The organism is Aliarcobacter cibarius (genome assembly GCF_013372265.1).
GTDB lineage: Bacteria > Campylobacterota > Campylobacteria > Campylobacterales > Arcobacteraceae > Aliarcobacter > Aliarcobacter cibarius.
On record NZ_CP054051.1, the window covers coordinates 965,363 to 980,489 of the forward strand.

General features: G+C 25.4%; 13 protein-coding genes and 5 tRNA genes. 3 read left to right on the top strand and 15 right to left on the bottom strand.

Annotated elements, in window-relative coordinates; translation table 11 throughout:
- Positions 1 to 2 precede the first annotated feature (2 nt).
- The gene (locus tag ACBT_RS04780; protein WP_024775248.1) at positions 3 to 779 is read left to right on the top strand and encodes an alpha/beta hydrolase; all 777 of its coding nucleotides are present in this window, start codon (positions 3 to 5) and stop codon (positions 777 to 779) included.
- A 121-nt stretch (positions 780 to 900) separates the two neighbouring features.
- On the opposite strand, the gene ACBT_RS04785 is transcribed toward ACBT_RS04780, so the two are convergent.
- From ACBT_RS04785 to selA, 10 genes are all read right to left on the bottom strand, one after another.
- Positions 901 to 987 (bottom strand) — tRNA-Leu (locus ACBT_RS04785).
- Between the two features lie 20 nt (positions 988 to 1,007).
- A tRNA-Phe gene (locus ACBT_RS04790) sits at positions 1,008 to 1,083 on the bottom strand.
- Positions 1,084 to 1,104: 21 nt separating this feature from the next.
- Positions 1,105 to 1,189 (bottom strand) — tRNA-Tyr (locus tag ACBT_RS04795).
- A gap of 18 nt (positions 1,190 to 1,207) precedes the next feature.
- Positions 1,208 to 1,282, bottom strand: a tRNA-Gln gene (locus ACBT_RS04800).
- Positions 1,283 to 1,352: 70 nt separating this feature from the next.
- Entirely contained in the window at positions 1,353 to 2,099 is a 747-nt protein-coding gene (locus ACBT_RS04805; RefSeq protein WP_024775247.1) for a hypothetical protein, read from the bottom strand.
- A gap of 11 nt (positions 2,100 to 2,110) precedes the next feature.
- Positions 2,111 to 4,219 carry a hypothetical protein gene (locus tag ACBT_RS04810; RefSeq protein ID WP_024775246.1) on the bottom strand — a complete coding sequence of 703 codons (2,109 nt, stop codon included), beginning with the start codon at positions 4,217 to 4,219 and terminating at the stop codon, positions 2,111 to 2,113.
- 7 nt (positions 4,220 to 4,226) lie between these two features.
- Positions 4,227 to 5,162 carry a hypothetical protein gene (locus ACBT_RS04815; protein ID WP_024775245.1) on the bottom strand — a complete coding sequence of 312 codons (936 nt, stop codon included), beginning with the start codon at positions 5,160 to 5,162 and terminating at the stop codon, positions 4,227 to 4,229.
- A 1-nt stretch (position 5,163) separates the two neighbouring features.
- Positions 5,164 to 6,645, bottom strand: a complete 1,482-nt coding sequence (locus tag ACBT_RS04820; protein WP_024775244.1) for a UvrD-helicase domain-containing protein — start codon at positions 6,643 to 6,645, stop codon at positions 5,164 to 5,166.
- Positions 6,646 to 8,475 carry a selenocysteine-specific translation elongation factor gene (selB, locus tag ACBT_RS04825; protein WP_024775243.1) on the bottom strand — a complete coding sequence of 610 codons (1,830 nt, stop codon included), beginning with the start codon at positions 8,473 to 8,475 and terminating at the stop codon, positions 6,646 to 6,648.
- On the bottom strand, positions 8,468 to 9,817 hold the full coding sequence (gene selA / locus ACBT_RS04830; RefSeq protein ID WP_024775242.1) for an L-seryl-tRNA(Sec) selenium transferase: 1,350 nt from the start codon (positions 9,815 to 9,817) through the stop codon (positions 8,468 to 8,470). The genes selB and selA overlap by 8 nt, the downstream gene beginning before the upstream one ends.
- 57 nt (positions 9,818 to 9,874) lie before the next feature.
- On the opposite strand from selA, the gene ACBT_RS04835 reads away from it, so the two are divergent.
- Positions 9,875 to 9,973 (top strand) — tRNA-Sec (locus tag ACBT_RS04835).
- A 126-nt stretch (positions 9,974 to 10,099) separates the two neighbouring features.
- The gene (locus ACBT_RS04840; protein WP_138154195.1) at positions 10,100 to 10,390 is read left to right on the top strand and encodes a hypothetical protein; all 291 of its coding nucleotides are present in this window, start codon (positions 10,100 to 10,102) and stop codon (positions 10,388 to 10,390) included.
- A gap of 15 nt (positions 10,391 to 10,405) precedes the next feature.
- Here ACBT_RS04840 and ACBT_RS04845 read toward each other — a convergent pair whose 3' ends face one another.
- The 5 genes from ACBT_RS04845 to ACBT_RS04865 form a co-directional block, all read right to left on the bottom strand.
- A complete protein-coding gene (locus tag ACBT_RS04845; RefSeq protein WP_024774759.1) occupies positions 10,406 to 11,083 on the bottom strand; it encodes an IS630 family transposase in 678 nt (225 codons plus the stop codon).
- Between the two features lie 745 nt (positions 11,084 to 11,828).
- Positions 11,829 to 12,185, bottom strand: coding sequence for a diacylglycerol kinase (locus ACBT_RS04850; protein ID WP_024774760.1), 357 nt, complete (start codon positions 12,183 to 12,185; stop codon positions 11,829 to 11,831).
- A gap of 5 nt (positions 12,186 to 12,190) precedes the next feature.
- Positions 12,191 to 13,072 (bottom strand): phosphatase PAP2 family protein, encoded by an 882-nt coding sequence (locus tag ACBT_RS04855; RefSeq protein WP_024774761.1) that lies wholly within the window; start codon positions 13,070 to 13,072, stop codon positions 12,191 to 12,193.
- A 12-nt stretch (positions 13,073 to 13,084) separates the two neighbouring features.
- Positions 13,085 to 14,467: a sensor histidine kinase gene (locus tag ACBT_RS04860; RefSeq protein WP_024774762.1), complete on the bottom strand. Its 1,383-nt coding sequence runs from the start codon at positions 14,465 to 14,467 to the stop codon at positions 13,085 to 13,087.
- Positions 14,457 to 15,125 carry a response regulator gene (locus ACBT_RS04865; protein ID WP_024774763.1) on the bottom strand — a complete coding sequence of 223 codons (669 nt, stop codon included), beginning with the start codon at positions 15,123 to 15,125 and terminating at the stop codon, positions 14,457 to 14,459. The genes ACBT_RS04860 and ACBT_RS04865 overlap by 11 nt, the downstream gene beginning before the upstream one ends.
- Positions 15,126 to 15,127: the final 2 nt, after the last annotated feature.

Below are 15,127 nucleotides of genomic sequence, written 5' to 3' on the forward strand. Positions count from 1 at the left end.
GCATGTTAAAAAAATCATTAGTTTTGGGTTCAATTTTATTTGCAAATATAGCTTTTGCAGATATAAAAGAGGATTGTTTAAATAAAGGTGAAGATTTTGTTTTCGCAAAAGGTGAATGTATAAATTTTAAAGCATTTGAAGGTGAAAAAGATGGATTAACTATAATAATTCATGGAACTTGGGATGAGGGAACAGATGTAATTGCTAGATATTCTCCTTTTGCAGAAGATGTATCTATGAGTAGTGAAATTACAACTTTAGCAGTGGCTCTTCCTGGATATTCAAAAAGTTCATCTAACAAATTGAAATATATAGGTTCTAAAACAGAAAAGAACTTAGCAGCAAAAAAAGAGTATGTTGATTTTTTTGTTGAATTAGTTGAAGCATTAAAAGAAAAATATGATTCTAAAAAAACAACTATTATTGCTCATAGCGCTGGTTGTATGCTAAGTGCAACTGCAATTGGTGTAAAACCTAATTTGGTTGATAATTTAGTTTGTGCAGGTGGAGTTTATGATATACACAAAAAAGCGCCAGAAGATAAATCTCTTATTAGTGCTATTGATGTATTAGATAAAATCTCAAAAGAGACTAAGATAGCTATTGTTTATGGAACAGCTGATGATATTTCTACACCAAATATTAATAAAGAATTTTATGAGATAGCTAAGAAAAAAGGTTTAAATGTTGAGCTTGTTGAAGCAAAAGATGCTCCTCATATGGAACTTGAAATGACTAGAGAATCTAAAGAATATATTGAAAAACTTCTAGAAGAATAAAGAAAAGTAAGGATTCTATTATCCTTGCTTGAAATTTTCACTTACAAAATAATTTTATAAATTTATCATGGATACAAATCTTATAATTTAAAATATTAAAAAAATAAGATTAATATAAAAGTGGTGCGAATGGTGAGAATCGAACTCACACTCCGAAACCGGAACGGGATTTTAAGTCCCGCGCGTCTACCTATTCCGCCACACTCGCACAAGTGTGTATAAATCAAGTGGTGGTTCGAGACAGAATCGAACTGTCGACACAAGGATTTTCAATCCTTTGCTCTACCGACTGAGCTATCGAACCATACATTGACTTTTAAAAAAGTGGTGGTGAGAGAAGGATTTGAACCTTCGAAGCCGTAGGCGGCGGATTTACAGTCCGCAGGATTTGACCACTCTCCAACCTCACCATGAAAAATACTTAAATTTGGATGGGGTAGAAGGATTCGAACCTTCGAGTGACGGTACCAAAAACCGTTGCCTTACCGCTTGGCGATACCCCAATAATTTAAGTGGACGGAATTATATAATTATAATTATTAAAACTAGCTAAAATTAAAGCCTTTTATGAAATTATTCATAAAAAGCCGGTTGAGGAGGAAATGTATCGAAAGATCTTTTGATAGCAAAAGCTATTGAATTTCTATTTTTAAAATTCTGCATAGGATTTGAAAACTGAAGATATTTTATTGATTCTTCACAAGTTTTCTCTTTTTTGTAAGTAAAAGCTATTTTTTTACCATTTCTTACACTATTTTCATAAATAGTTTTTGCGTAATTAAAAATATGAGGAAACTCTTTTTCATTTATTTTATCACCCCAACAGAAATATACAAATTTACCACTAGGAATATAGTTTTGAGCATCTACATACATTATATCTCTGTCAAATTCTGTATTTTGATTAGAATTATACTTTTCTAAATCCTCATTAAATTTGCTTAAAAGATTTGAAGAATCTATATTAGACTCTATTAGATTAAATAGATTTTTAACCTCTACAATTTTACCTTCACAACTATCTTTCATTGCTTGTTTGAATGCTGTTATATAATTTTCACATTTAAGCTCAATTAATTCATCAAAATTATCAAAATTTTGTTCTAAAAGATGTTTATTTGAATCAAAACCAACAGGAGTAACTGTTGGATTATAAATAAAAACAGTACCGATAATATTCTTTTTTCTATCATCTTTTGATTTTATTAAACTTTTTAGATCTTTTACTGTAATCTCTTCTTCATCTTTATTAAAATACATATAGCTTTTTGTTAAAAAAACTTCTTCATACTTAGTCTCAATTTCTCCAAAATACTGCATATTTCTCCTTTTTATTTATTGTTAATATAAGTTCTAAAATCACCACACTCTTTTAGAAGTTCTTTATAATATTTTGTATCTTTATAGTTTTGTTGTAAATTATCAAAATATTTTTTACCATCTTTTAGTAAAAAATCTTCATAAAATTTATCATCAGAACCATAAAAATATTTTTGATTTTTTGAATACATCCAAGAAAGGCCTTGTGGATAGCCATCTTTATCATATTTTAAATCAAATAGAGCTAATTTTGTTTTTGCTATTTGATATGTTGTTTTTGCTTTTAATTCATTATCTTGAGAATTATTTAAAGCAATCTCATAGTGTTTCAAAGCTAAATTTAACTTTTCTTCTTGTAATTTTGGTGTATGAATATAAGCTACACTTCTATATGTAGTTGTAGCTCTGTCTGAATTACCAAAATAACTTAGATTGTATAGAGCATTTGCATATAGAAAATTATCCATAGCACTGATTGGATTTTTTTGTAAAATAGATTCAATTTCAATAATTTTATTTAAAAATAGTTTTATTGTCATCTCATTTTTTTTACCACTTCTATTGTTTCCTCGAATCAAACCATTAAATGGATTATATTCTAAATTTGTATCTAAAATAGAAAGTTTAGTATCTAATGCTTCTTTAAATTTTAAATTATTTATTAAAACTGAAACTTTTGCATAATCAAACTCTTGACTATTTTTTGTTAGATTCTGATATTTCTTTTGTAAATAAGTTTTTAATTTTGAATCTTGAGGTTTTGATAAAAACTCTTCAAACATTCTAAATTTATCTAAATCTAAAGCTGTATAGTCAATATATGAATAATTCTGAGATAAAAATGTATTAAAATCCAAACCTTGTTTTTTATATAACTTTGACAAGACTTCTAAAGTATATTCATATGTAGTATTTGATGTATGATTTTCATCAATTAACTTTTCAATTTTATCAATAATTACATTTTCAGTCTCTTTATCTATTTTTTCTAAAGATTGAAGATACAAAATGTAAGATGCTGTTCGTACTTCATGTGATTTTGGATAAGCTTCTAAAAGTTTATTTAAAACTTTTTTAGCTTCTTCATAATTTTTTGAGTATATATTGAAATAAACTAAGCTTAAGTCTACTAAATATCTATTTTCTGGTTCTAAAGTTTTTAGAAATTCTATATATTTTGAATAAAATATATTATTTTGTGATTCATCTATTTCTTCGAAATAGTCATAAGTATTAAAATAAGTTTGTGATTTTAGAAGTTCTCTATATAATAAAAAATTTAACCATTTTGAATTTTTGTCAAGATTATAAATATTTTTCATCTCTTCAATTGTATTACTTGAACTATCTAAAGCTCTTAGAACATATATTTTTGCTTTTTCATCACTGTTCTGAGCAAGATTTAAAACCAAGTCAAAATCATTTTGATTTCTAATATGAAAGAAGTTATATAAAGCTAAATGAGAATTTATCGCCTCATCAAATAATTTTGAGAATAAATAAACACCTTTTGCTTTTTCTCCACTTTTAATTAAAGCTCCAGCATATAAAGCATCTATCCAATCTTTTACTATGGAATTAGAATTTTCTATTAGATAAGAGTATTTGTTGTAAATTTCTAAAGGATTTTTTTTGTGATAATGTGCCATTCTAAGTGCGAGAAAAAAATATCTTTGTTTATAAAAATCTGTTTTAGCATCTTCAAGTTTTTTTAGAGCTTTTGGTATAAAGTTTGTACATCTTGTAGGTTTTGTTTCACCAAAACTATTATTTACACAATTGTCTTGTTCGTATACAAAATTTATATACTCTTTAGCTTCTATTTCACTTAATCTTCTAAGATTTTTGTTATATATAAAATCTTCAATTTCTTCATAACTATATTTATCTTTTAACTCTTTTTTCCATTCGTCTATATTTTGCTTTTTACTCTCTTCACTGTACAAATATGTAATTTGATTGTATATTGATGGATCATTTAAATCTTCACTAAATTGTAAAAATAGATTATCTTTTTTATCTAAAAACATATATTGAATACTATTTGGATCCCAATAATCTGCGCAAGAGAATAAAGATAATTTTAAAATAAGAGTTGCTATAAGAGTTCTTAAAAACATAAATATCCTAGTTTTTCAATAAATTTTCTAAATTATACTTAGTTTTGTATTTAATTGTATAAAAAATCACTTCATCAAAACTATTTTTACTTAATTCAAAAAAATCATCAAATGCTATTTTTAGTTCTTTTTCATTAACATTTTCAAATCTTAAAATATCACCTTCATATATATATTTCCCTTTGAAATAGTGACTTTTTAATACTTTATATTTATTTTCATCTAATTTCTCGAACTCTTCATTAAAGTCTATTTGTTCTACATTTTCAAATAAGTTTATAGCTTTTTTGTCTCTAAATTGAACGGCTTGTGAATAAAGTGGAAGTGCAAGTTTGAGTTTTAATGGATAATTTTCGAAGTTATAGTGATATTTTTTTGCTTCATTATTATCTAAAATATAATTTTTTGTATTAAAATCACCTAAAGATGACATATTGTAGTACATTAAAACTCCATAATCAACAGGAGGAACACCAGTTTTATTAAAATATTTAATTTGATGTAGTCTAATTGTTGCACTTATATTTTTATTTAAATTATTTTTTAATTCTTTTAAAAGTAAAAAATAATTGTTTTTAGTACTGTCACTCCAATCACAATCTATTTGGATTTCATTGAAATTAAATTTTTTTACAAGATTTATTATCTGATCTGAGATAACTTTATAATCAAGATTTTGTAGAGTTTTATTTGTAATAAAAACAACAGGAATGAAATCTTTTGGAGCAGATTTTATAAAGTTTGTTTCTATGATTTCTAGTTTATTTGAGTATTTAATATCTAAAGCTTTTATATAAAGTTTATCATTTGTATCTTGTTCTAAATTGTAGTTATTTTCCCAAAAATAGTATGAAAAATTAAAGTTTCTATTCTCTTTTTTTAAAATAAATATTACTGAAATCGTTAGCAATAAAACAGTTACAAAAATTAATAATTTTTTCATATTACTCCAATGATGCCAAAGATATGGCACTTTTTGCTCTTGTGCTAGCTACATAATATATATTTAATTCTTCATTTATTTGATTGAAACTTAAAGATTTTTTTGTATTTAATATATCTTTTTTCGTAATAAAATCATCAGTCATAATTACTTGATTGTATTCCATGCCTTTTGCTTTATGAGTGGTTGTAAATATAATATCAGCTTCTTCTTTTATTGTGGTTACTAAGTCTTTTATTTTTTTGTTTATTTCAAAAATATTATCTCCATAAGTATTTATAAATTTTATTATGTTTAAATATTCCTGGTTTTTTGTCTCTTTTGCAAAAGTTTCTAGCTCATATATTGAGCCAAAATTTTTAAGTTCATCTACTGTTATTTTTTCATTTTTTCTATTTTTTAGATAAAAAATAGAGTAAACTGTTTGATTCATGAATGAATAAGAGGAGTAACCACCTTCAAAATATATTTTCTTTTTATCATGAATATATTTCACAATTTCAGCTATTAAAGCAAATGATGTTCTGGAAATTATTGTAAAGGGTTTTTTAAAATCTATAAATTCTGAACCAATTTTTGTACTGCAATCTATCCCATTTAAGATAAGTTCATGTTTACCATTTAAAGCATAAGCTTTATTTAGTAATGCTTGAAGAGTTTTAGCATAAGAATTTGAAAATCTAAAACTTGTTGTTAGGCTATATGATGGAAGATTTATCTTATTTAGTGCATTTGAAGCGTATCTGAAACTATAGATTTGTTGAAAACTATCACCCACATATATTCGTTTTTTCTCAAAATTTTCAACTATAGCAATCATTACATCACTTATATCTTGCGCTTCGTCTATTAAGATTAAATCATAATCAATATCTTTGCTTAAATTTTTACTTAGATAATACATTTTTAAATAAAAATCATGAGTTGCTTCAAGTTGACCTTTTTTCATTGCACTCAAAACTGCTTTTAAATGTACTAGAAGCTGTTTTTTTTCTTTGTTAATTAGCTCCAAATATTGTGCTTCAAAATCACTTTGTTTTATGAAACTATCAAGAAGTTTTTCATCAATAGCAATTAAACTAGAGTTGCAATAAAAGTTTATAAAGTCTTTTAGAACAGCTAAATATAAATTTGAAGCATAAAATGTTTTTTGGTTGATATCAAGTTCGTAATAACTAAGAAATCTATCTAAAATATGTGCCTTTAGTTCATTTGTTAGTTGATAGTTATAAGCTCTAGTTTTATTATAGGCTAATGAATGAATTGTACTTGTGCTTAAATTGTTAAGTTTAAAATCTTTTAATTTATCTAATATAGCAATTTGCAAAGATTTATTATAAGCAAGGTAAAGTATTCTTAAGTGAGGATTTTTTTGTGCATATAAAAGTAGGGTAGTTGTTTTTCCACTACCAGCTACAGCATTGATTTTAAATGACTCCAAAGAGCTATTTACAATATTTTCTTGCTCTTGCGTTAATGTCATCTAGGCAAATACTCTTCTATTCTCAACTTTTTTTATATCCGAAAAATTATCTAAATAATCCAAGTAAGCTACTAGATATTTTCTACTTAAATCATATCTTTGTTTGAAGTTGAAAATCTCTATAAATCCATCTTTTTTTATTATATCTTTCATTGTTTTAACAGCTTTATTCAAGCTTTCAAAGTGAATAAAAAGATTGTGTTGTAGTCTAATAACTTGTTTTTTAGCTGTTAGTGATTTTAAAATATCATCTCCTAATTTTCTATCAATATCAAGATCATCATAGATATTATATGGAGCAGTTGGAGTTAAATCTTCACTTTTTAATCTATTTAAAAAGATATCTTCTAAATCTTTTTTTATATCTTTTTTTATATTTGCACTTTTGTATAAGTTTTCTTCTTTTATTAGAAATCCAATTTTTACTAAATCACTTAAAGCTTCTTGAATAAATCCAAGGCTTGCCCATGTTGCTCTAAGAGCTATTGATGAAGCTGAAAGAAGAGCATATTGATTTTTATTATATATATTTTTTATAAAGATTTCTATTTCGTTTTTTGTAGAGTTTGGATAAATAACAAGCTCTTTTTCATCTATAAAAACATCTTCTAAATTTTTTGCAAAATCTAAAGCTTCTTCGTGGCTTAGAGCAAATCTTTGAGTTGATGATATTACTCCTAAACCTTTTTTATGAGCTTCTAAAAGAACTTTAAATGCTTCATTAAAATCTTTTTTTGCAAGATTTGAAAGTAATCTTGTTTTTTGATTTTTATTCATAGGATCAATTATTGGATTTAATACAATTCCTCCAGCAATTGTTTCGTTTTGATTTCTTAAAATTAATTTTTCACCAAAAATAGAGTAAATATTTTCATCTGCTTTTATTGTTGCAAACCCTTTCTCAAGAGTAGTTAAGCTATCAAAAAGTAAAACTTTAACATCTAATTTTTTTGCACCAATAAATAGTGTATAAATTTGATTGTGATTTAATTTTTTATCTTTTAGACAATTAAAGCTAATATCAATAGAGTTAAATCCTCTTAAAAATCCTTTTTTAGAGATAATATTACCTCTTTTTAAAAGATCTTTGTCAATATTTGAAAGATTTAAAGCGGCTCTATTGGAGATATTTGCTTCAAGTACATTTTGGTTATGTACTTGAATATTTTTTATTTTTGTCTCTTTTTGTAAATGTGGTAAAAATACTTTCTCTTCTAATTCTATTTTTTTACCTAAAACAGTACCAGTAACTACTGTACCAATACCTTTTACACTAAATACTCTATCTATATAAAATCTAAAAAAGTTTTCAGACTCTTTTTGATTACTATTTATAGAAAAAAGTGCATTTTTTAAATCATTTATAGAATTTTCATCATAAACTGATACTCTTTTTATAAATTTTATATCAAAATTGTAAGATTTTAAATAGTCTAGGATGGATTTCTCTTGTTCTTCTAGAAAATTTTCATCTACCAAATCTTTTTTCGTGATAACAATAATTAGATTTTTTACTCCTAAAAGTTCTAAGATTTGAATATGCTCAATAGTTTGGGGCATAATTCCTTCTTTTGCACTAATTACAAGCATTACATAATCAAATCCAAAAGCTCCAGCAATCATGTTTTTTATAAGTTTTTCGTGCCCTGGTACGTCTATAAAAGCTATATTTCTTTGACCAAAAGATAGATTAGAAAAACTCAAATCTATTGTTATTCCTCTTTGCTTTTCTTCATTTGTGCTATCACCTTCAAAACCATTTAAGGCATGAATAAGTGCTGTTTTACCATGGTCTATATGACCTGCTGTTCCTATTATGATATTAGCCATTTTTAAAAATCTCTTTTAAAATATTTTCTAGTTTTTCTAAATCTTCTTCTAAAATTGTTCTAAAATCAAGTAAAACTTTATCATTTTCAATTCGACTTATAATTAAATTATCTCTTAAAATTTTTTCAATTTTATTTGCTTTAAAATCTTTAAATTCTAAACTTAGTGCAACAGTTGGAATTTTCCTATTTGGAGTTGTTCCTCCACCAACTAATGTATTAGTATTTAAAACTTCTGTTTTTAAAATATTTTCTAAAGATTTTTGAACTTTTTTTGCTCTATTTTCTAGCATCTCTATACTTGTATTTAGCATTTTTAATGTTGGAATTTTATCAAGTTCATTTTTTAGATATAAATTAATACTCTCTTCTAAAAGTGCTAGAGTTATTTTATCAACTCTTAGCATTCTTAAAAGTTGATTCTTTTTTATTTTTGATATTAGTTCTTTTTTCCCTATGATAATTCCCGCTTGAACACTTCCTAAAAGTTTATCTCCTGAAAAACTGAGTAAACTAGGATTTTGTTTCATAAGTTCTTTAATACTTGGTTCATTTTTTCCTAATCCATAAGGAAGTTCATCAATATGACCACTTCCCATATCATAATAGTCTATTAGATTATGTTGTTTTGCAAGATTTGATATATCTTCAAATTTTACTTCACTTGAAAATCCAACTATTTCATAATTTGATTTATGTACTTTCATAAGCATAGAAGTTTTTTCACAAATGGCATTTTCATAGTCTCTTAGATGAGTTTTATTTGTAGTTCCAATCTCTTTTAATATTGCACCACTTTGATTCATAACTTCAGGAACTCTAAAACTTCCACCAATTTCTACAAGTTCTCCTCGGCTTACAACAACTTCTTTATTCTTACAAAATGTATTTAAGATTAAAAAAACAGCACTTGCATTGTTATTTACTACTAAAGCATCTTCACAATCTAAAAGTTCTTTTAAACTTTTTGTGATGTGCTCATATCTTTCACCTCTTTGTCCTTTTTGTAAATCATATTCTAAATTATTGTAAGAAGTAGCTATATTAAATGCTTTTTCTAGAGTTTCTTTATGAAGTAAACTTCTTCCTAAATTTGTGTGAACTATTATACCAGTTGCATTTATTAGAGGTTTTAAAGAAGAAGATGTAATATTTTTATATTCATCAATAACATCTTTTATTAGTAAATTTTCATCAAAACTAAGTATTTTGTTTTGTAAAATATTTTCTCTTAAATTTGATATTTTTTCTTTAGATATTTTAGTGATTAACGATTTTGCTAACCCTTCAAAAGCTATGTTTGTGATAAACCTATCAACCTTTGGAATGGATTTTAATAACATATAATAAACCTTTTAATAGTTGTTTAAAGAGAACTATTATACTATTTTATCCTTTATGGAAGGTATGTGTATCTGGTGAGCACCACAGGCTTCAACCCTGATTGTCGGTTTTTGTGTAAACGCCGAGAGAGGTTCAATTCCTCTACCTTCTCGCCATAATATTATTTTTAAAATTACCATTAAATAGTACTTTATCTACAAAAAAACAAAACAAATGCCAATTAATTTCAATCTACAAAATAAAATTTAAAAACTAAAATAAAATCATTTTAAATACTTTTTATGTCAATTTATGCCAATATTGTTGGGAAATTCGTTGGGAAAATAAAAGGCATCATGGCATTAGAAAAAACTGGCACACCAGGTGTGTATAAAAGAGAAAGAATCAAAGATACAACTTACTACATAAGATATCGTAAAAATGGTAAAGTTGTAGATGAAAAAGTTGGTACAAAATCTGATGGATTTAATATAACAAAAGCTAAAAAAGTATTACTAAAAAAACAGTTGAATAGTGAAGATAACGACACATCAAACTCTAGTTTATCTAGAAAATCACTATTACTCCCCTAACTAAATACCCAAAAATCAACCAGCATACTGAACCTTTGGATGTTTAAAAAAGTTAGCTACTTTTTGTGGATTATTTTGAATTGACAGCATATATTTTTCAGTATTATTTCTTAGTTCTTTTTGTGTTGTTGGCAATTCATATTTATTAGCACTTTGTTTATAATCTTGATTTAGATATTCATCTGGATTATAATCAGGTGAATAAGCTGGAAGATAAAATAGTTTTATTTTATCTTTATTCTCTTCTTCCCATGCTTTTACTATCTTTGCATGATGAACTCTTAGGTTATCTACAATTAAAAATACTTTTTTACCACTATTTGAATCGATAACTTTTTTACAAAATTCTATAAAACTATCAATCTTTATAGATTCATCATATAGACTAAACATAGATTTGCCTGTATTTGTTATTGCACTAATCATATTTATCTTAAATTTTTTTGCAGTATGTTCTAATACTGGTTTATTATATGTACCAATAGGAGCATATCCTTTAAGATTATTTGCTAGATTTTGACAAGCTGTCTCATCACACCACCATATATCTGCATTATCTTTTTTTGCTTCTTTTTTTATTTTTGGATATATTTCTTCTAACCAAGCTTTTGTTGCGCTATCTTTTCTCTCATAAGCTCTTTTTATTGGCTTTTTACTTGTAAATTGCCATTTACCCATACTAAGTTTCTCCATAATTTACTCCAAAATAATATTTTTGGAGTTAGTTTATCTCTTGAGACTTGTAAAAATTATTTCGCCAACAAAATTTCCAAATTTATTTCACAAATGTTTCAAAAAATGGAAACATAAAAGTGAAATAGGTGGAAACAAGTTAGTGAAACAAGTGGAAACTTATTTGTGAAATGGGTGGAAACATTGATGTGAAATCTCTACTAATATTGAAACTACAATAAAACATTATTTAAAATTTGCACCTGATTTTGCAATAGATTCTATAGCAGCTTTTGAAAACTATATTTTATAGCTTTCCAAGAGCTGTTATATATTTTGCTAGATTTTCAAGAGGAAAGAGGACAAGGCCTCCTTGTTTAGAGTAGCTTGGAAGTGCTGATTTTTCATCTATTCTTCTATTTAAAGTTCTAAGAGAGATACCATCTCATAGAATTGAAATTGAAGGTGATTCTTTAAGACCAAAATACTCAAATTTGAATCAAAAATTTGAAAATAATTAATTCAACCGGACACATTGTGTTATAATTACACCCTAGAAAATCTCATTGCAAAAGTGTCCGGTTGAACTCCGGCATTCCTGTCCGAATACTCCGATATATGCAGTGGTTATCTAAAATTTATTTAAAACAAGTAACTGTGTAATAGAATTTATTTCGATTCCTCTACCCGGCACTTTCTTTATAAAAGACTTATAGACACTTTTATTAAAACCGATACCTCAGTTGACACCTCTAGTGATTGACTTTTATGTGCTTAATACAGATAAAATAGCCAAAAATCCGATTATTGCAGCCGTAATACTTAAAATTAGTACCATTCCTGCTAGCATGTCTTTTATTTTACCAATTTTTTCATGTAATTCAGGGTGTAAATAGTCAATTAAAGCTTCAATTGCAGAATTTAACAATTCTGAAGCAATAATCAATCCTATACATAAAATTATCAAAGCCCACCAAAAAATGGAAATTTTAAAATATGAGAATAAGCATATTACTATTAGAGCTGAAATTAAATGTCTTTGCATATTATGTTCATTTTTAGTAGCATAAACAATTCCATTAAATGCAAATTTTAGTTTTTTCCATATTGATTGATTTTTCATAATTTTTACTTTAATTTAATATATTTTTTGTAATTTAACCATTCATATAAGCTAACTGCAATTACAAACCATAAAGCACCAAGTAATAATCCTGCCATTACGTCTGTTATATAATGAACACCAATAATAATACGACTAGATGCTAACAATAATGCAAAAGTACTACCTAAAAAAGTTATTATAATACGAATGTTACAACTAGTTTGACGTCTCCACCATATATAAAATAATAAAGCATAAAATGCTATGCTAACAGCTGCATGTCCACTTGGAAAAGAGGGAGTGTGTTCAAAAAAGATTGCCTCAACTGGACGTGAACGTAGGAAAAAATATTTTGATAGCCATACATTAGATATAGCTCCAAAAACACTTATTATTAAGGGCATTGACCAAAAATAATTGTATTTAAAAATCATTATTAAAGATATTATAGTTAATAAAGAAAAAACAGTTTCACCGTTTCCAAATAAAGTTATGTAATGAAAAAAGTTTACAATTGATTCTGTTCTAATTAATGCAACATTTTTTGCAACCCAATAGTCTATTTGAATAATAAAATCTTGTTCAATAAACTCTTCAGTAACACCTGAAAGTAGAAAAAATAAACTTACAAATATAATAGAAGCTAAAGTTAAATTTAATCCACTCAGTTTACTATTATCAAAACGTTGTATTAAAAAATCTCTAGTTTTTGGGAAAGGAATTAATAGTTTTCTAAAAAATAAACGATATTTTCTATATATATTTTTACAAAACTTTGTAATTTCACATCCCCAATAAAACATAATCAACCAAAATATAAACCAAATTATTACAAAAAAATAACCTATATATTTAATTATAAAAGTACTGTATTCTTGAATCCATGATAATATAATTTGATCCATTGTTGATTCCTATTAAGTGTAAGTTTTGTTAAATGATATGGTCACTGTTGTTTCAATATTTTCTTTACTTTCTATGGTTATTTGTCCTTTGTGAATATCTACTATTTTTTTTAGAATTGACATTCCAAGTCCTGTACCACCTGAATTTTTATTTCTACTTTTATCTGTTCTATAAAATTTTTCAAATATATTTTTTTGTTCATTAAGTGGAATTCCTATTCCAAAATCTTTAATTGAAATATTTAATAATCCATCTTTTTCAAATATTTTAACTATGACTTTTGAATTTTCAAAGCTAAATTGAATAGCATTTTTTAAAACATTTTTTATTGCGATTTTTAATAAATTTGAAAAACCAAAAAATTCTAAATTATCTTCAACTTCAAAAACTATTTCAACTTTATGAAGTTTTGCAAAATTTTTTAGTTCATTTATTGATTCATCTACAACTTCATCTAGATAAAAAAATTCTTTTCTATCTGTAATAATCTCATTTTCATTTTTAGCTAAAAATAATAAATCATTTATTGTTTGCTCTATTCCAGAAAGTTCACATAATGATGTATTTATAGTCTCTTTGTATTCTTCTATACTTCTATCTTTTCTTAAGGCTATTTCTAATTCACCTTTTATTATTGTAAGTGGTGTTTTTAATTCGTGAGATGCATCTGAACTAAACTGAGAAATTTTTTCAAAAGAGTTTTCAAGTCTAGATAAAAGATTGTTGATTTCATTCACTAATTCAGAAATTTCATCTTTTATTTCTCTTGGTTTTAATCTAGATGATAAATCATTCGCATTTATTTGTTTTAATTCAAATAAAATATTTCTAAAAGGATAAAATGATTTATAAATTATGAAATTTCCTCCAATAACAGCAAAAATCAGAATTATTGGAAAGATAAAATATAGTATATAAAGAAGATTTTCTAGAGTTGTTGTTATAACATCTTTTGTTGTAATAGCTTCTATAATTACGGTTTGTTCATTATGATAATTAATTTTTATTCTACTTATAAAATAGTTTTTTTGCTCTTCAAAGCTTATAGTATTTGATTTTAAATTAGATAAATATTTTTCATTATTTATGATATCTTTTGGAAAATTATCTGTTTGAATTATTTTTTCAAAGTTTTTATCATTTAAAATTCTAATGAAAAGTGGTTCGTATTTGTACTCTTTTTCTTCATCTAAAAGAGCATCTAAAATTTTATTCTTTTCTTGTAAATCATCTGTTATATCAAGAATTATAACTTTTAGAGTTGCTTCAAGTTTATCTATAGTTGAAATTTCTATAGCTTTGTATAAAGAAAATGAAAAAATTACTAAAACAATAATTTGGATTAAAAAATGGTAGGCTAAAAGTCTTTTTTTTATTGATAAATTAATCTTCACTAATTTTAAATCCTATTCCTCTTATAGTTTTAATAAGCTTTTTATCAAAATCTTTATCTATTTTATTTCTAAGTCTATAAATGTATACATTTACAATATTACTTATATTTGAATCTTCAAAAGATGATAAGGCTTCATTTATTGTTGTTTCACTTAAAACTCTATTTTTGTTTTTAATTAAATATTCTAAGAGTGAAAACTCTTTTGCTGTTAGAGGTATATTTTTATTTGCTCTAACTGCTGTTTTATTTAACAAATCAAGTTCTAAATCTGCTATTGAAAGCTTTGTTGATAAAGAGTTTGTTGTTCTTAATTGAACTCTAATTCTTGCTAATAGTTCAGCAAAAGAAAAAGGTTTTGCTAAATAATCATTTGCTCCTATATCTAAACCTTTTATTTTATCTTCAATTGAATCTTTTGCAGTTAACATAATAATTGGAGTTTGAATATTTGAACTTCTTAAACTTTTACAAACTTCAATTCCATCTTTAATTGGAATCATAATATCAAGCAAGATGAGGTTATATTCATTTACACTGGCAAGGTATAGACCATCATCTCCATTTGTAGCAAAATCTACTATATAACACTCTTCTTCTAAACCTTTTTTTAAAAAGTTTATGATTTTTAAATCATCTTCTATTATTAATATCTTCATAA